Below are 18,181 nucleotides of genomic sequence, written 5' to 3' on the forward strand. Positions count from 1 at the left end.
GAAATGGGATAAACGATGGCTGAAAACGATTTAGCTGTGAATACGCAGAATCAAAATGACACCACTGCGCTTACTGCAATTGGGGCTGTTGAACCAGTCGCCGATACCGCAGCGGATGTTGCTGTGGTATCGGCGCCAGCCGCTGACGCAGGCACCGATTTGGCGCCTATCGTTGATCCGGCACTGCTGGAAGTGCCGTTTAATACTGACGCGATGGGCTTGATCGAAGCGGCGAAAACAAAAGTCTTAGACGAGATTGATGCCTCGATTTCCTGGTATGCAGAAAAGGCACCCCAGCGCGGCGCAACGGCCAGGCGCTTGCGGATTGCGATGATTACGACAGGTGGCTTGTCTGCCGTGATTCCATCCCTGACGCAGATGCATTTACCAGCCTGGATGGTGCCGGTGTTAGGGGAGACCATATCGCCGATGTGGACCTCCGTACTGATAGCCCTGACGGCGACGCTGTATGCGTACGAACGTTTTTATGGTGACGCCGAAGCCTGGATGCGCTTTGTACTGGCGCAGCAACAGTTGCAGCGTTTGCGCGAAGAATTTGAACTGAACTGGCTCACGATACAGGTCTTACACGTCGGTCAGCCCGATCTGGGTAAGGAAATGGCCGAGCTGATCCGCGTATCCCGCGCACGCCATCGCATCATCCAGATCGAGACTGAGCAATGGACGGCAGCGTTTAAGGCGGGCTTGCAAGCGACCACACCTAAGCAAGTGGAAGAGAAGGGTGCTGCGACTGGTGGCTGAGTTGGCAGAGGTGGCAGCGGTGGATGTACGCAGTGCTTGAATTGCTGTTCTGTGGCGCAAGTACAAAACACTAAAAACTAAATATTAATCACCGCCACCGTCATCCCTGCGCAGGCAGGGATCCAGTGACTTTCGCCGTAATGCCGCTGGATTCCCGCCTGCGCGGGAATGACGAAATTTTGGGGCTGGGTTTTTTGCGAGCAGATGGCAGCAGCTAAATGACAGCTGCCAAAGAGAAGGCGTTTACTGAAACACACAGGCAGGCGCACAGCCTGCTGCACAAAACAGTACATAAAAAAAGCGAGCACCATGCTCGCTTTTTTGTCGTTCAATTCAGCAGGAAATTACGCAGCTTTTTTAGTCGCTACAGCTTCCAGATGAACCGGTGTTTCTATGCCGTTTTCCCATTTCGCGATCACAGCGGCGGCGATGGAATTGCCGACTGCGTTGGTCGCGGAGCGGCCCATGTCGAGGAATTGATCCACGCCCATGATCAGCAACAGACCGGCTTCAGGGATATTGAACTGATTCAGGGTCGCAGCAATTACCACCAGCGAAGCGCGTGGTACGCCCGCCATTCCTTTGGAGGTCACCATCAACAGCAGCAGCATGGTGATCTGGGTGCTGGTTGACAATTCTATGCCGTAAGCCTGAGCGATGAACAGTACCGCGAAGGTGCAATACATCATAGAACCATCGAGGTTGAACGAGTAACCCATAGGCAGTACGAAGCTGGAGATTTTGCGTTTGACGCCGAATTTGTCCAGTGCATCCAGAATCTTAGGATAAGCCGCTTCCGAGCTTGCAGTAGAAAAGGCCAGCAGGAAAGGTTCGCGTATCAGGCTCATCAGATGGAAAATCGATTTGCCGAGGAACAGGAAACCGGCAAATATCAGCAGTGTCCACAGAATGCCCAGGCCCGCGTAGAAGCCTGCCATGAACTTAGCGAAAGTGACCAGCACGCCCAGACCCTGAGTCGTGACGACCGATGCCATCGCTGCAAATACCGCTACCGGTGCCATTTTCATGATGGAGCCAGTGATAGTCAGCATCACGTGTGACAATTCATCTATCACGCTGGTCAGTTTTTTACCGGTTTCACCCATCGCAGCCAGCGCAGAACCGAAGAACAGCGAGAACACCACGATTTGCAGAATTTCGTTATTTGCCATTGCTTCCATCGGGGATTTTGGGACCAGATGGTTCACGAATTCCTTGAGCGAGAACGCAGCGGTTTTCAGATTGGTGGCAGTGCCGACTTCAGGCAAAGGCAGGTTCAGGTGTGCGCCTAATTGCAGCGCATTTGATAACAGCATGCCGATAGACAGCGATACCAGCGAGGCGATAATAAACCAGCCCATGGCTTTCACGCCGATACGGCCTACCGTCTTGGTATCACCCAGATGCGCAATACCGATGGTCAGGGTTGAGAATACCAGCAGCGCGATGATCATCTTGATCAGACGCAGAAAGACATCGGTGAAAATGGAAAAGTAACCGGCGAGTTCGGTCGCAAATTTGCTACCAGCCCAGGTTTCATGGCAGCCATAGCCGACTGCGATACCAGCCAGCATCGCAACAAAGATGAGCGGGGTCATCGATTTTTTCTTCATACATGCTCCGTGTGAGAGGCAGATTGCGCTGCGTTCTCGTTATGTTAGGGAATGACGCAATGAGCCTCAGTGGCGACACATTGCATACGCGTTGCGGCACAGCTGAAATTCATGAATCGGCTTGATGAGCGTTCAGGGATACTGAACGCGCGACTTCAGGTCACCGGGATGTGGGTGCTGATCCGATTGGTCGGTTTAGTCTGTTTTCCGGACTTCTTCTGAGAGAGTTTGAGGATAAACATAATGGGGTCGCATCATGGCACTAAGCGCAGATGCACCATATTGGGGAAAACCACAATTGCCCGTTGTTTTAAACGGAAATTGTCGAAAAAAACGGATGAAATTTGATTTTTGAGGTGTTTTAGAGCTTTTTGCTAAGAAAAAGCCAGGCTTGGCTTGTATGCCGGCAGGCATTCTGTGCTGTCGTCGCAGACTGCATGTGTGAATACGTAGTCTGTTACTTTGGAATGATGATGAGTGCTGTCTTGTGCTGTACTGCGCTTACCTCAGGTCTGCGCCTGAGGTCTGTAAGGGGCGCAGTACTCAGACGTTGACGCCGTGGCACTTCTTATATTTTTTGCCGCTGCCGCAAGGGCAGGGATCATTGCGGCCTATCTTGGCTTCTTTGCGTATGGTCTGGGTGGTATAGGTTTGGCGGAAGTTAGGTTTGTTCACTTCCTGAAAGCTGTCCCACCAGCCCATTTCTTTTTCCACGTCGTGGATATAGCCTTTGCCATGTTCCAGCTCCAGCGCGCGGCTGGCATGGAAGTCGGCGGCGATATGTTCGTTGAACCAGTCCTGATCACTCATCTGCGGGTCCAGCAATTTGTCGGCAAACCAGCCATTGACCTGATCGGCCATTTCTTTGGCACACAGCGCCGTGGCGACATCGACGATGGTTTCTAATAAAACGGCATCGCCTTCACTCGCAGTACGGCGCTGATTGGCCAGCAGCTCGCCCTGAGTCTGCAGGTATTCCAGCAATTCCTGACGCGGATTGTCACCCGCGATCACGCGTACCTGCCAGGCGATCAGCGCGGCGGTGCGCGACCAGATCGAGATGCCGGTGTTTTCAAACAGGGTTTTGAGTGGTGCGACATTGCCATCGCAGACCGAAGCCAGGCAGCGGCCATAGGTTTCTGTGACCACGTCGCCCATCATGCTTTCTATCACTTCATCGCTGTAGCTGCCCATCGCGATCATAGGCGCATAGGCGCTGCTGTCACGCCATGAAGCCAGTAAATGCATCGCATACATATGCAGCATGTACTCGCCGTTTTCGGTGATAGCCGGGGTGGTCGCGACCTGTTGCAAGATTTCCGTCAGGTGGGGCGCGAGTTCCGTTTTATTCTCCTCTGCCAGCGCAATTGCCGCACGCGGAAAAGGTGAGGAAAAAAATTCGAGTTGCTCGCGCAGCACAGGCCAGATGGAAGACATAGTTAACAGATTCGGAAAGTAAAATGTGGCTATCCTGCACGACGCCAGGGAAACACAGCATCCGGTATCGTGAAAAAACAGCTAATCGCTCAGTATAACAGCTGCACCTGTTGAATTTTGTGACATCCCCTCTTTTTGGTGCAGATACTCAGTCTGCTGTTCCACGCCTGTTTGATCGTGCTTTGGCATGGACGGCGTGCTGGTTGGCTGATCTTGCTTAGCGTTGCGTGTAAGGCAGCTAAGTTTGGCAGTCAGGGTTGACTGGCGCTTGCAGGAAAGCCGCGCCAGATCGGTATTTGTCATTGTCATAAGCAGCACCGACACTGTATATTTGCACAGATATTCAAACTGCACGAGGTGCTGGCGCTAAGCGGCGGTTTGCCTCACGGCTGGCAGCATCCGGCTAACCGAACAACAGACCAAGATACTCAATTTCTGATGCCTGCACCATGCAGGTAAGGACTAAGCATACAGATGGCTTCAACTATCACACCCGGCCTGATCGCGATACATGGCAATCAGCTCGAACAACTAGGCGCGGCAATCTTCAGCTGGCTGCGACAGCAACCATTAGACGTGCTGGAGCAGGAAACCTTTATCGTGCAATCGAACGGGGTGGCGGAATGGCTCAAGATTTCGCTGGCCGCTGAAAATGGCATTTGCGCCGCGACCCGCGTGATGTTGCCTGCGCGTTTTTTGTGGGAATCCTACCGCAGCGTGCTGGGGCCACAGGCAGTGGCACGCCGTTCGCCGTTTGATAAATCCTCGCTGACCTGGCGTCTGATGCATATGCTGCCGCAGCTATTGACGCAGGAGGTGTTTGCGCCTTTACGCCATTTTCTGGCAGATGGCGCGCCGGAACGGCGCTTGCAACTGGCGCAAAAACTAGCCGATTTGTTCGACGGTTATCAGGTGTTTCGTTCTGACTGGCTGGCAGACTGGGATGCCGGGCACGATGCATTGCGCTGTGCAGCGGGACCGGCTTTGCCTTTGCCGCCGGATCAGGCCTGGCAGGCTGCCCTATGGCGCGCTGTGATGCAGAGCGTGGATGAGCAGCAGCGCTACGGTGGCCGCGCCCATGTGCATCAGCATTTTTTGCAGGCCTTGATGCCAGATGCGGCTTCAGATTTGCCGTCTGCTGCAACGGCTGACGCAAAGCACGATGCTAAGCCCACCCTGCCGCGCCGCATCGTGGTGTTTGGCTTGTCTGCGTTACCACGTCAGACACTGGAAGCACTGGGCGCACTGGCCCAGCATACTCAGGTCGTGATTGCGGTAGCCAATCCCTGCCAGTTTTATTGGGGCGATATTATTCAGGGCAGGGAATTGCTGCGTGCGAATCGCCATCGTCAGGAGTTACGCGAGGGTCGCGACCTGAGCCAGATTCCACCTGAAGAATTGCACAGCCACAGCCATCCGCTGCTGGCCGCCTGGGGTCGCATGGGACGCGATTTCATCCGCATGCTGGACGAGTTTGACGATGCCAATGCGACCCGCGCCAGCTATCAAAATCTGAGGCTGGATTTATTCAGTGAAGGACCCGGTCAGCATTTGCTGGCACAGGTGCAGGCAGCGATCCGTGATTTGCTGCCGCTGGCTGAACATGCGCACCTGCCGCTGGCTGCCGATGACCGCTCTGTGCAATTCCATATCGCTCACAGCGTGCAGCGAGAGGTGGAGGTCTTGCATGACCAGCTGTTGCTGATGCTGGCGGAGGCGCCGTCTGATGCCGACGGCAGTGTGCTGCGTCCGCGTGATATCGTGGTGATGGTGCCGGATATTGCGCAGTTCAGCGCAGCGATACAAGCCGTGTTTGACCAGTATGGGCGTCAGGATGCACGTTATATTCCGTATGAAATCGCCGATACCACAGAGCGTCAGATCAATCCTTTATATATCGCGCTGGAATGGCTGATGCGCTTGCCGCAGCAGCGTTGCCTGCAAAGTGAAATCCGTGATTTGCTGGATGTACCTGCGATTGCGGCGCGTTTCGGCCTGGAAGAAGCTGACTTGCCGCGTCTGGGCAGCTGGATAGAAGGCGCCGGTGTGCGCTGGGGGCTGGATGCCAGCCATCGTGCGAGTCTGGGCTTGGGTCAGGTCGGTGAACAGAATAGCTGGTTGTTCGGCGTGCGTCGCATGTTACTCGGCTATGCGAATGGCGATGCGGTGGATTTTGATGCGATCCAGCCTTATCCGGAAATCGCAGGTCTGGATGCGGCACTGGCCGGTTCGCTGGCCGATATGCTGGATAAGCTGATGGTATGGCGTACCGTACTCAGTGAAGCCGCCACACCGGCTGTGTGGGCACAACGTGCACGTAGTTTGCTGAGCACTTTTTTTGCACCTGAATCGGAGCGCGACAAGCTCTCGCTGGCGCAACTGGAACAAGCCTTGCAAAGCTGGCTGGATGATTGTGAGATTGCGCAATTTGAGCAGCCGGTGCCATTGGCAGTCATGCGCGAAGCCTGGTTAGGACAGGTCGAGGAAAGCAATCTGACCCAGCGTTTTGTATCGGGCGGTGTGACGTTTTGCACCTTGATGCCCATGCGAGCCGTGCCTTTCCGTGTGATTTGTTTGTTGGGCATGAATGATGGCGATTATCCACGCCGCACTCAACATGCCGATTTTGATTTGCTGGCCTTGCCCGGCACCCAGCGCCCGGGTGACCGCTCGCGTCGCGATGACGACCGCTATCTGATGCTGGAAGCGCTGCTGGCTGCGCGTGAACGTCTGTACATCAGCTGGGTGGGCCGCAATATCCGCGATAATTCGGAGCAGCCTCCTTCTGTGCTGGTGGCGCAATTGCGTGATTATCTGGCGGCTGGCTGGGATCTCGATCTGGCCAGTCTGACCAGCGAGCATCCCTTGCAGCCTTTCAGTCGCCGTTATTTTGAAGCAGGTGGGCCGTTGACTTTTGCACGTGAATGGCGCGCCGCCCATGAAGCCGAAGCGTTGGAATCTGTGACGGCTGACAACCCTAATGCGCTCACTGCGCTGGCCGCGATGGAGCCTGGTTACCGCCTCAATCTGTCTGAGCTCAGCCGTTTCATGCGCCAGCCGGTGACGTATTTTTTCCGGCAAAGATTGCAAGTCAGCTTCCCGGAACAACAACTGGTGTCGGCCGATGAAGAACCCTTCAGCCTGAACCGGCTGGATGAATATCAGTTCGCCCAGTTGCTGTTGCAGGATGATGGAGATCGCGAGACCCTGGCCGATGTGCAGCCGGATATGGAACGCAACATAGAGCGCCTGGCGCGTGAAGGCGTGTTCCCGGTCGGACAAATGGGCAAGTGGTGGCAGCAGCAGTTATTGAGTCAGCTGGTGCCGGTACGTCAGCAATGGCTGCGCCTGTGCGCGCGCTATCCGCAACCAGCCGCCAAACATGCGCTGGCGCTGAATTTTCCGACAGTGCAGATCGAGGACTGGCTGGATCAGTTGTGGACTGACGGCACGCACACTGTGTGGCTTGCGATGTCGCCCGCTAATCTGTGTCAGGCTAAGGGCGAAGAACTGCAGGTGCGGCCGGATGCCTGTTTGCCTTACTGGTTGCGGCAACTGGTGTCGGCAGCCTGTGGTGTGGCCGTTCCTGCTTATCTGGTTGGGCGCGATGCTGTGCTGTATTGCCTGCCGCTGTCGCAGCAGGATGCGCTGCAGACGCTGGACAGTGTGCTCGCCTGTTGGCAGCGCGCTTGCCAGCAGCCTTTGCCGGTTGCGCGTAAAACCGCGTTTGCTTTACTGAGCGGGAAAAATCCTGAAGAGTGCTATGACGGCAGTTACACCACGAGCGGTGAAAATCAGGACCGCTGCCTGCATCGCATGTGGCCGGATTTCGCTGCCTTGTCGGCAGAACCCGATTGGGAAGAACTGAGCCGAACTTTATATCAGCCTGTGCTGGACTGGATACAGAGTGCGGTACAGGTACAGCCGCTGCAGTCTTTGCAGCCGCTGGATGGCGGAGCGACAGAACAAAACACCCATCAGTCAGTCGGGGAGGCTGCATCATGAGTCAGCCTTTACATGCAGTCGATTTTCCTTTGCGCGGCGCGCGTCTGATCGAGGCCAGTGCCGGTACCGGTAAAACCTGGACCATCGCCGCGCTGTATATCCGTCTGGTGCTTGGACATGGTGGCGAGCATGGATACGGGCGTCCCTTGTTGCCGACCGAAATCCTGGTCATGACCTTTACCCGCGCCGCAACCCGTGAATTGTCTGAGCGCATTCGCCAGCGTCTGGTGCAGGCCGCTGCGTATTTTCGCGGTGAGCCGGGCGTGGAAGACGATCCGTTTTTGCAGGCGCTCAGCGACAGCTACCGTGAGCCGCAGCAAGCGCTGCAAGCCGCACACATGCTGATGATGGCGGCAGAAGCGATGGACGAATGCGCGATCTTTACTATCGATGCCTGGTGCCAACGTATGTTGCGTGAACACGCATTCGACAGCGGCTGCCTGTTCGATGAAGAACTGATCAGCAGCGAAACCAGTCTGCTCGATGATGCGGTGCGCGATTACTGGCGGCAACAAGTGTATCCGCTGCCTGCGACTGTATTTGCCCAGGTGGCAGAGGCCTGGGCCGATGTGCATGCCTTGCGCAGCGCGATACCGCCTATGTTGCATTATGCAGAGCGTTATGCAGAACTGGGCACAGTGTCACTCGCTAAATTGCTGGCCGATAAACGTGAAACCGAGCAGAACAGCGTACAGCAATTGAAAAGCCAGTGGCGTGCGCTGCTGGAGGAATTACAGCTGTGGTTAGAAAAGCATAGCGCCATCCTCAATGGCAACCGCTTGCGCAAAACGACGCTGGCGGCGTTTTTTGAGAGCGCGAAGCAATGGCTGGATCAGGCACAGCAAATAATTCCTGATAAGCGTTTTCTGGACGGTTGCGATAGGCTCAATGCAGACAATTTGCAGACTTGCTTTAAAAAAGATCAGTCTGCCGTGTTGCCGCAGGCGGCTAGCCTGTTCCCCGAACTGAAGGCAGCCTTGCTTGCATTTGAACCAGTGCAGCATGTGATGCTCAAACATGCGGCAGTGCGGGTGGCCCAGCGCATGCAGCAGCTCAAGCAAATGAACCGTCAGTTTGGTTTTGCCGATATGCTGCAACGTTTGCGGCTGGCGCTGGAATCGGCCAACGGAGCGACGCTGGCGCGCCGTATGAGCAGCCAGCATCCGGTTGCGCTGATTGACGAGTTTCAGGACACCTCGCCCGATCAGTATAGGATTTTTGATTTGCTGTATCGCTTGCACGATGCTGACACGCCGCATGGAATTTTTCTGATTGGCGACCCTAAACAGGCGATTTACGGCTTCCGTGGTGCCGACATCCACAGCTATCTGGATGCGCGGCGTGCCACCAGTGGACGTCACTATGTGTTGAATACGAATTTCCGTTCCTCGGCGGCGCTGGTGGGGGCGGTGAATCAGTTGTTTGAACTGGCGGAAGGCAATGCTGCTCAGCCCGGTTATCCGGCCGGGGCCTTTCGTTACCGCACAGCGCAAGGCAATCCGCTGCCTTTTGAACCGGTGCAAGCCAGGGGCAGGGCGGAAACATTTGTGACTGCGGCAGGGACACCGGCCGCCATGACGCTCAGTTATGTGCAGCAGGACATGAGTAAAGACGAACTGCATCGCCATGTGTCCGCCGTTTGCGCTGAACAGATTGTCAGCTTGCTCAATGATGCATACGCCGGTTTTCGTCAGGATGAACAACTGACGCCGGTGAAACCGGCAGACATTGCGATTCTGGTGCGTGACCGCAGTGAAGCCAGAGCCGTGCGGCATGCCTTGCAACAGCGTGGTGTGGCCAGTGTGTATTTATCGGACAAAGATTCGATTTTCGACAGCGATGAAGCACGCGATATGCTGTTGTGGCTGCAGGCGATTGCGAACCCTATGCAGGCGGCGACTGCACGTGCCGCCTATGCCACCCGCAGTGCCAATCTGTCGCTGCAGGAACTGGCGACGCTGGTCAGCGATGACCTGGCCTGGGAAGCCAGAACGGAATTACTCAGACAGATGCATCGTATCTGGCAGCGCCAGGGCATACTCGCGATGTTGCGCCGTTTCATCCATGAGCTGCATTTGCCAGCCACGTTGCTGGCGCAAACTGGTGGCGAACGACGGCTTACGGATATGCTGCATCTGGCGGAATTACTGCAATCGGCCAGTCAGCAACTGGATGGCGAACAGGCGCTGATACGCTGGCTGGCGGAACAGATGCATGACCCTGTTGATAGCGGTGCCGATGAGCTGGTACTAAGGCTGGAAAGTGATGCCGAGCTGGTACAGGTCATCACTATCCATAAATCCAAGGGCCTGGAATTCCCTATCGTGTTTTTGCCGTTTGCCGCAGCAGCACGCCCGGTCGCGCGCCGTGCCGGGAAATTGCTGACCTATACCGATGCCGATGGCGTGACACAACTGGATCTGACACAAAGCAAAGAAGTATTGGAACTCGCCGATGCGGCGCGGCTGGAGGAAGATTTACGTTTGCTGTATGTGGCGCTGACGCGACCCCGGCATGCATTGTGGATGGGCGTGACGGCGCAAAAAGGGCGCTTTCAGCATTCTGCGCTCGGTTATTTGCTCAATGCGGGGAATGCGATAGAAGCGGGTCAACTCGCGCAACTGCTACAGCCCTTACTCGTCAACAGCGCGATCGCCGCACAGGATAGCAGTGCGCAACCCGGCCTGAGCAGGTTGATGCGCCAGCAGGCCGCTCCTGTATTGCAGGATGCGCCCGTGTACTCGGCACAGTTTGAACGCAATTGGAGTGTCGCCAGTTATACCTCGATTACCCGTGGACTGGGTGAAACCCGGCAAGCGCATAGCGCGCTGATGGAAAAGCTGTCAGAAGTCGATGATGCCGCATCCTGGCAGCAAGTACAGGACAGCCCCTGGCACCGCTTTCCGCGCGGTCCGGTGCCGGGACAGTTTTTGCATGAACAGCTGGAATGGCTGGCCGGTGAAGGCTTTGATTTTGTGTATAGCGAACGTTATCGCGCTGTGATGGAAAAACGTTGCGAACGCGCTGGTTGGGCGCACAGACAGGACGATGTGATCGCCTGGCTGGCCGCAGTCTGCAGCCGCGAGCTGCCCGCATTGGGGTGTTCGCTGTCTGCGTTGCAGCAATGTGTGCCTGAAATGGAATTCTGGTTTCCGGCCAGTGGCTTACTCAGTGCGGAATTGGATGCGCTTTGTCGTCAGCATGTATTGCCAGGGCTGGCGCGTCCTGCCTTGAGTGAACGTGATATGCATGGCATGTTGCGCGGTTTTCAGGATCTGGTGTTTTGTCATGAGGGCCGCTATTGGGTGATGGATTACAAGTCCAATACCATAGGCCCGAATGATGCGAGCTATCACAGTCAGGCTTTGCAGCTATGTCTGGTTCATCATCGTTATGATGTGCAGGGCGTGCTGTATCTGCTGGCCTTACACCGTTTGCTCAGGCAGCGCATGGGCGATGCATATGTGCCGGAACAGCATCTGGGCGGTGCGCTGTTTTACTTCATGCGCGGTGTGGCTCATGCTGACACGGCCGGCTGCATCCGTATCGCGCCGGACGCCGCTTTGCTGACGCAGCTGGATCAGCTGTTTCCAGCCCAAACCAGTTGGTAAGTGAGGCGTCTGATGTCGTCTTTTTGTATTCTATTCAGTGAGCCACGATGTCCAGCTTAGAACTTAACCCGGCCCAGCCGCCGCAATCCTTGCAGCACTCCCTGCCGCCATCTCAGCCAGTCTATCCTGCGCTGCAGGAAATCGCTGCAGTCACCACTGCCCAGCATGGCTTACCGGCCGCGCTGGATCAACAACTGGAGCTGCTGATGCAGCAGGGCGAGCTGCGTCGTCTGGGTGTGGCATTTACCCGCTTTGTGGCACAGCTGGGCACCGCCGACCCGGTATTGTTGTTGAGTTGCGTGGTGCTGTCAGAACTGGAAGGACGTGGGCACAGCTGTCTGCGCATTCCCGATTTATTGAGCGATCCGGATGCCTTGTTGGGATGGCCCACCGGACAGTGGCAGGCTTTGCAAAACAGCGCCGGACCTTTGCCCGCCACCAGCCGCTTGTGGCTGCGTCAACTCGCCGCCTGTAGTCAGGTGTTACTCGAAGCGGAGCTGGATCACGGTCAACCCCTGCTGTTGGTGGATGACCGACTATATCTGCGCCGTTACTGGAATTATGAATGTGCAGTCGCCAGCGCCGTGCAGCGCAAGGCCAGTCAGCCACGGTCACTGGATTTGCAGCAGGTCAGACAGGGACTGGATACGCTGTTCGGCGTAGCCAAAAACACAGACGCAGCGCAGACGGTGGATTGGCAAAGAATCGCCTGTGCGATTGCAGTGCGCAGTCATTTCAGTATCATCACCGGCGGGCCCGGCACCGGTAAAACCTATACCGTGGCGCGTTTGCTGGCATTGCTGTTTTCTTTATCTGCACAGGCAGAGCAATTGCGCATCGTGCTGGCTGCGCCGACCGGCAAGGCGGCTGCGCGTCTGAAGCAGGCGATCGACCATGCCTTATCCGGGCTGGCAGAAAAAATGCAGGGCCAACTGCCGCTGACTGAACTGGCGGCGCGCATGGCACCGGCAGCGACTTTGCACAGCTTGCTGGGTGCGCGTCCCGATACGCGCCGCTTCCGCCACCATGCGGGTAATCCACTCGATGTCGATGTGCTGATTGTGGATGAGGCGTCGATGGTGCATCTGGAAATGATGGCAGCCATTCTGGATGCTTTGCCACCGCATGCGATGCTGATTTTACTCGGCGATAAAGACCAGCTGGCCTCGGTGGAAGCCGGTGCGGTATTGGGCGATTTGTGCCACAACGCGAGTGCCGGTGCCTATCTGCCTGAAACCGCTGCCTATGTACAGGCCGCCAGCGGCCAGCAACTGCCAGCAGCGATGCTGCATGGTCAGTCCGCACTGGCGCAGCAAACCGTGATGCTGCGTGAGAGCCGCCGTTTCGGTGGCCCCATCGGTCAGCTTGCGCTCGCCGTGAATGCGGGTCAGGTAGCTGCCAGCAGCCACTTACTACAGACCGATAACAGTGGCATGCTGAGCTGGTATGCGCAGGTGCAATTGCCTGCCTTGCTGCAACTGGCGCTGGCTGGTCGTGCCGGAGTGGAAGACAGTTATCTGACTTATCTGCAATTGCTGCAAGCCGCGCCAGTGTTGCAGTCTGATGCTGCAGAGGATGGTGCAGAGAGTAACGCCGATGCTGGCAATGAAGCAGATTATCTGGCCTGGGTAAAGCAGGTGCTGCTCGCGTTTGACCGCTTCCGCATCCTGTGTGCGGTACGTGAAGGCGAATGGGGTGTGGCCGGTGTGAATGCACTGATCGAGCAAGCCTTGATGACACAGCGCTGGATACAAAAACGCAGTGACTGGTATGCCGGGCGTCCGGTCATGATTACGCGTAATGACTACGGCCTGGGTGTATTTAACGGCGATATCGGCATGACCCTGCCTGACCCGCGACGCCCGGATTCGCTGCGTGTGTATTTTCTGCAGGGCGAGCAGGTGCGCAGTGTGCTCGCAACCCGGCTGGCTGATGTGGAAACCGCCTTCGCGATGACAGTACACAAATCCCAGGGCTCAGAATTCTCACACGTCGCACTGGTCTTGCCCGAACAGGGCGGCAACTTACTGGCAAGAGAATTGCTGTACACCGGCATCACGCGTGCGCGCCAGTTCTTCACACTGCTGACACCACAGCCTGGCGTATTTGCGGATGCCCTACAGCGCCAGACTAAGCGTGTGAGTGGTTTGCAAGCCTTGTTGAGCTAGGTGTTGTTGCTTGCTATGGCAGATGCATTGAAAAATGACGAATCCGGCACCGCGCGGGCAGTGCCGGATTCGCACATCATTGAGTTCAACAGATCACACAACTCCAACAGCAGCTAATGCAGCGCGTACATAGTCGCTGAGCGGGGTGGTTGGGCGGCCCAGCAGTGCAGACAGTTGTTTGCTGTCGTCAAACAAGACGCCTTTGGCGGCTTCCACATCCCAGCCTGCGATGCCGTTTGCCCAGACTTCCGGTAAGCCAGCTTGCAGCAGGATGGCCGCAAATTCTTGTTCTGGCAGCGAATGATAGGGAATTGTTTTGCCGGTTTGTGCAGAGATTTCCTGCGCGATTCCAGCCATAGTCGGTGCGCTGTCACCGGCCAGTTCATAGCTGCGTTCTGCGTGGGCGGCCGGGTTAGCCAGTACGATGGCGGCGGCTTCGGCGTAGTCGGCGCGCGGTGCCAGCGACAATTTGCCATCGGCTGCGCTGCCGACCAGTGCGCCATGCGCAATAGCGGGTGCCAGATTGCCGGTGTAATTTTCTGCATACCAGCCATTGCGTAATATCGTATAGCTGAGTCCGGATGCCTTGATCAGTTGTTCAGTTTCAACATGCTCGGGTGCCAGGTTCAGGCTGGATCGGTCTGCATGTAACAGGCTGGTATAGACCAGATGGCGCACGCCAGCCAGTTTGGCTGCGTCTATCACATTGCGGTGTTGCGCCACGCGTTGACCCAGTTCATTGCCGGAAATCAGCAGCAGGGTATCCACGCCTGTCAGTGCCAGTTGCAGGGTGGTGGCATCACTGCTGTAATCAGCGGCTTTGACAGCAACGCCGAGGTCGGTCGCTTTTTCCGGTGAGCGTACCAGTGCCAGGATGTCGCTGTTGGTGACACGTGTGCTGAGGTGTTGAATGACGAGACGTCCGAGTTGGCCGTTAGCGGCTGTAATTGCGATAGTCATGGCTTTTTCCTTGAGTGAGATCAATGTGTGTCTATGGTCCGGGTGCTTGCATCCGGCACTGAAATCATTGTACGATTGGCGCTAACTTTTCGTAAGTACTTACATAAAGGTAAGTGATAACATGAATAAATCACCAAAAAAACGGGCTGATACGACAGAGCGACTGCCCTTGTCCGAGGCAGTCAGGCGCGGCGATTTGCTGATGGAAGCATGTCCTTCGCGCGATGTGCTCAAGCATGTGACCAGTCGCTGGGGCGTGCTTATTCTGATGGTGCTGGAAAACGGAACGCGCCGTTTTTCTGAACTCAGGCGTGCGGTTGGCGGCGTCAGTGAGCGCATGTTGGCGCAGACCTTGCAATGGCTGGAGGCTGATGGCTTAATTCTGCGTGAGGCAAAAGATGTCGTGCCACCGCATGTGGAATACAGCCTCACCCCACTGGGTCAGGAAGCCGCAGAAAAAGTGCGGGTGCTGGCAGACTGGATAGAAATCCGTATTGGTGATGTGCTGGCGGCACGTGAACGCCACGAGGCGCAGCCGGTATCCACCCGCAATCGCGCCAAATAATTTGAATGTCCAAACCGGGAGTGAGCATGTGTAATGAACAAACCGCAGCAGCCATCAACGACGCAACGAATGCAGCGCAGTCGGCCGCAACTGACTGGCGCGCTGCCATCGCGCCACAATGGCAGTCGCATGGCGCAGAGCTGACCCAGCGTGAGGTCGTGATCGTTACGCCGGATGGCAAGATGGATGCGTACTTCGTGCATCCGGCTAAGGGCAGCCATCCAGCCGTGCTGTTGTGGCCGGACATCGCCGGTCTGCGTGAAGCGAAGCGCATCATGGCAGCACGGCTGGCCGCAGCGGGCTATGCGGTGCTGGTGCTGAATCACTATTATCGCGATGCGCCAGCACCGCTGTATGTGGAATTCAGCGACTGGCTGGCTGACCGCGATTCAGCCTGGCCGCGGGTGGCAAGAATACGTCCGGCTGGTATCGCGGCGGATACGCATGCGGCACTGGCTTTTCTGGATGGGCAGGCGGCGGTTGACCATAGCAAGAAAATCGCCAGCATCGGTTATTGTCTGGGTGCGGCATTTGCGCTGCGTGCTGCAGCGGCAGCGCCTGATCGCATTCATGCTGCGGTTTCCTTCCATGGCGCATTTTTGATTACCAATCTGGCCGACAGCCCGCACCGCCTGTTCGCGCAGATGGCGTCTGAAGTCAGTCTGCTGTTAGCGATAGGCGAGGACGATCATGCACAGCAACCCGACCATCAGGCCATCCTGCAGCAGGCGGCGCAGGATGCGGGCAGGGCGGCACAGGTGACCGTGTTCCCGGCTCAGCATGGCTGGTGCGTGATCGATATGCCGCGTTACGATGGACAGCAGTCGGAACTCGCGTGGCAGCAAATGCTGGCCTGCTTTGCGCGGGGTGGCGTGGCCTGAGGTCCTTGCTGATGAGTGATTGATCTCTGAAGCAGTAAGCTGCGGGTGTTGAGTCCGGTTCTGATTCTGAGCCGGTCTCACCACCCGCAAATTTTTTTCATCGATATTTTTTCTTGTTTCTCATAAGTGACGTTTACGTAAACGTCAATCGGTGCTATTGTTTTCTGCATCAGGTGCTGCGTGTTCGTTCTGGATGCGACAGTTAAACGGGAAAGTGGTGCGTCTCTTGCAGACTAAGCCGCTGCTGCCCCCGCAACGGTAAGTAAGTGTGGTTGTTACTCTGTGCCACTGGTCGACAGACTGGGAAGGCGTGACAGCAAGTCTTACGAGCCCGGATACCGGCCTGATGATCTGTAGCGAATCGCGGGTTGGCGATCAGGCTGCAACGGCATCATTGCGATGCGGTTGGCGTCTGCGTCTCACGCTGTTCTCTGAGGTCGCGGTCTGGCACGGAGGGTGCTGGCCGTGGCGCACAATTTTTTCCCTTGCTGCGCTTTCAGTCAGGTCACCGAAGCTGTGTCGCTTCGTGTCAGCACACGTGTGCACACGCGTCGGTGACTTTTTATCGCTAATTTCTGTGCCTGGCACAGTGACGATGTAAAGGAAACTGAGATGACCCATCCTGCCGTATCCCCTGCAAGTTCCGTATCTTCTGCTGCGCATTCCGGTAACACCGTGCCGGCTATTCCACTGCTGATTAATGGCGAATTCGTGCAATCCCGCAGTACCGTGTGGCGCGATATCATCAACCCCGCCACGCAGGAAGTGCTGGCACGCGTACCGTTTGCGACACCTGAAGAAACTGATGCAGCGATCAATGCTGCACATAAAGCCTTTCAACACTGGCGCAAAACGCCTATCGGTGCGCGAGCACGTATCTTCCTGCGCTATCAGCAACTGATACGCGACAATATGAAGCAACTGGCGGCGATGCTGACCGCGGAACAGGGCAAAACCCTGGCCGATGCGGAAGGCGATATTTTCCGTGGGCTGGAAGTGGTGGAGCATGCAGCCAATATCGGCAATCTGCAAATGGGCGAGCTGGCCAATAATGTCGCTAATGGGGTTGATACCTATACTTTGCTGCAGCCTATCGGTGTGTGTGCCGGTATTACGCCGTTTAATTTTCCGGCCATGATACCGCTCTGGATGTTCCCTATGGCTATCGCCTGCGGCAATACCTTCGTGCTGAAACCGTCTGAACAAGATCCTATGGTGACCATGCGTCTGGTCGAGCTGGCGCTGGAGGCCGGTGTGCCAGCCGGTGTGCTGAATGTGGTGCATGGCGGCGAACAGGTGGTGAATGCCTTGTGTGATCACGCGCATATCCGTGCACTGTCCTTTGTCGGCTCGGGTCGCGTGGGTCAGCATGTGTATCAGCGCGCCAGCCTGAATGGCAAGCGCGTGCAATGCATGATGGCGGCAAAAAATCATGCGGTGGTGATGCCGGATGCAAACCGTACCCAGACCATCAACAGCCTGGTGGGGGCGGCGTTTGGTGCGGCTGGTCAGCGTTGTATGGCGGTTTCGGTAGCGGTGCTGGTTGGTGCCGCACGCGAATGGTTGCCAGATCTGATCGACGTGGCGCGTACCCTCAAAGTCAGCGCCGGTACGGAGGCCGGTACCGATATTGGGCCCGTCATTTCACGCACTGCAGCGGACCGCGTGGCGACCCTGATAGAGCGTGGTGTGCAGCAGGGTGCCAGGCTGGAACTGGATGGCCGCAACCCGCAAGTACCCGGCTACGAAAAGGGCAATTTCTTTGGCCCTACGCTGTTTTCCGGGGTGCGTCCCGGCATGGATATCTATGAGCAGGAAATCTTCGGACCGGTCTTATGCGTGATGGAAGCTGAGAATCTGGCGCAGGCTATTGCGCTGATTAATGCCAGCCCGTATGGCAATGGCACTGCGATTTTCACCCAGTCCGGTGCGGCGGCACGTCAGTTCCAGGAAGAGATCGATGTCGGTCAGGTTGGTATTAATGTGCCTATCCCGGTGCCAGTACCCTTGTTTTCATTTACCGGTTCGCGCGGCTCCAAGCTCGGTGATCTGGGGCCTTATGGCAAGCAGGTCATCAGCTTTTATACCCAGACTAAAACCGTGACCCAACGCTGGTTTGATGATAGCCAGGCTGGCGCTGGTGTGAATACCACGATCGCGTTGAAGTGAATGGGTGAGT

Annotated in this window: 11 protein-coding genes and 1 riboswitch; of the genes, 7 read left to right on the plus strand and 4 right to left on the minus strand. The window is 56.4% G+C overall.

Going from position 1 to position 18,181, the window contains the following annotated elements:
- The first annotated feature begins 15 nt into the window (after nucleotides 1-15).
- Nucleotides 16-762, plus strand: coding sequence for an SLATT domain-containing protein (locus tag H8K47_RS12835; RefSeq protein WP_186881815.1), 747 nt, complete (start codon nucleotides 16-18; stop codon nucleotides 760-762).
- A 77-nt stretch (nucleotides 763-839) separates the two neighbouring features.
- Here the strand turns inward: H8K47_RS12835 and H8K47_RS12840 are convergent, their stop codons facing one another.
- The 3 genes from H8K47_RS12840 to H8K47_RS12850 form a co-directional block, all read right to left on the minus strand.
- The gene (locus H8K47_RS12840) at nucleotides 840-1,094 is read right to left on the minus strand and encodes a hypothetical protein (RefSeq protein ID WP_186881816.1); all 255 of its coding nucleotides are present in this window, start codon (nucleotides 1,092-1,094) and stop codon (nucleotides 840-842) included.
- Nucleotides 1,095-1,106: 12 nt separating this feature from the next.
- Nucleotides 1,107-2,375 carry a dicarboxylate/amino acid:cation symporter gene (locus tag H8K47_RS12845; protein ID WP_186881817.1) on the minus strand — a complete coding sequence of 423 codons (1,269 nt, stop codon included), beginning with the start codon at nucleotides 2,373-2,375 and terminating at the stop codon, nucleotides 1,107-1,109.
- 543 nt (nucleotides 2,376-2,918) lie between these two features.
- On the minus strand, nucleotides 2,919-3,812 hold the full coding sequence (locus tag H8K47_RS12850) for a DUF1186 domain-containing protein (protein WP_186881818.1): 894 nt from the start codon (nucleotides 3,810-3,812) through the stop codon (nucleotides 2,919-2,921).
- A 474-nt stretch (nucleotides 3,813-4,286) separates the two neighbouring features.
- Here H8K47_RS12850 and recC point away from each other — a divergent pair, with 474 nt between their 5' ends.
- The 3 genes from recC to recD are packed head-to-tail and all read left to right on the plus strand — an operon-like array spanning nucleotide 4,287 to nucleotide 13,596.
- Nucleotides 4,287-7,817, plus strand: a complete 3,531-nt coding sequence (gene recC / locus H8K47_RS12855; protein ID WP_186881819.1) for an exodeoxyribonuclease V subunit gamma — start codon at nucleotides 4,287-4,289, stop codon at nucleotides 7,815-7,817.
- On the plus strand, nucleotides 7,814-11,428 hold the full coding sequence (gene recB, locus H8K47_RS12860; protein ID WP_186881820.1) for an exodeoxyribonuclease V subunit beta: 3,615 nt from the start codon (nucleotides 7,814-7,816) through the stop codon (nucleotides 11,426-11,428). The genes recC and recB overlap by 4 nt, the downstream gene beginning before the upstream one ends.
- A 47-nt stretch (nucleotides 11,429-11,475) precedes the next feature.
- A complete protein-coding gene (gene recD, locus H8K47_RS12865) occupies nucleotides 11,476-13,596 on the plus strand; it encodes an exodeoxyribonuclease V subunit alpha (protein WP_186881821.1) in 2,121 nt (706 codons plus the stop codon).
- A gap of 93 nt (nucleotides 13,597-13,689) precedes the next feature.
- Here the strand turns inward: recD and H8K47_RS12870 are convergent, their stop codons facing one another.
- On the minus strand, nucleotides 13,690-14,556 hold the full coding sequence (locus H8K47_RS12870; RefSeq protein ID WP_186881822.1) for an SDR family oxidoreductase: 867 nt from the start codon (nucleotides 14,554-14,556) through the stop codon (nucleotides 13,690-13,692).
- 121 nt (nucleotides 14,557-14,677) lie between these two features.
- Between H8K47_RS12870 and H8K47_RS12875 the strand changes: the two genes are divergently transcribed.
- The 3 genes from H8K47_RS12875 (at nucleotide 14,678) to H8K47_RS12885 (ending at nucleotide 18,171) form a co-directional block, all read left to right on the plus strand.
- Entirely contained in the window at nucleotides 14,678-15,121 is a 444-nt protein-coding gene (locus H8K47_RS12875; RefSeq protein WP_186881823.1) for a winged helix-turn-helix transcriptional regulator, read from the plus strand.
- Between the two features lie 26 nt (nucleotides 15,122-15,147).
- Nucleotides 15,148-16,002 (plus strand): dienelactone hydrolase family protein, encoded by an 855-nt coding sequence (locus H8K47_RS12880; RefSeq protein WP_186881824.1) that lies wholly within the window; start codon nucleotides 15,148-15,150, stop codon nucleotides 16,000-16,002.
- Nucleotides 16,003-16,156: 154 nt separating this feature from the next.
- Nucleotides 16,157-16,363: riboswitch (cobalamin riboswitch) on the plus strand.
- Nucleotides 16,364-16,614: 251 nt separating this feature from the next.
- Nucleotides 16,615-18,171, plus strand: coding sequence for a CoA-acylating methylmalonate-semialdehyde dehydrogenase (locus H8K47_RS12885; RefSeq protein ID WP_186881825.1), 1,557 nt, complete (start codon nucleotides 16,615-16,617; stop codon nucleotides 18,169-18,171).
- Nucleotides 18,172-18,181 lie beyond the last annotated feature (10 nt).

The sequence above is a fragment of the Cognatundibacterium rugosum genome (assembly GCF_014284365.1).
In the GTDB taxonomy this organism is placed as follows: Bacteria; Pseudomonadota; Gammaproteobacteria; order Burkholderiales; family Burkholderiaceae_D; genus Undibacterium; species Undibacterium rugosum.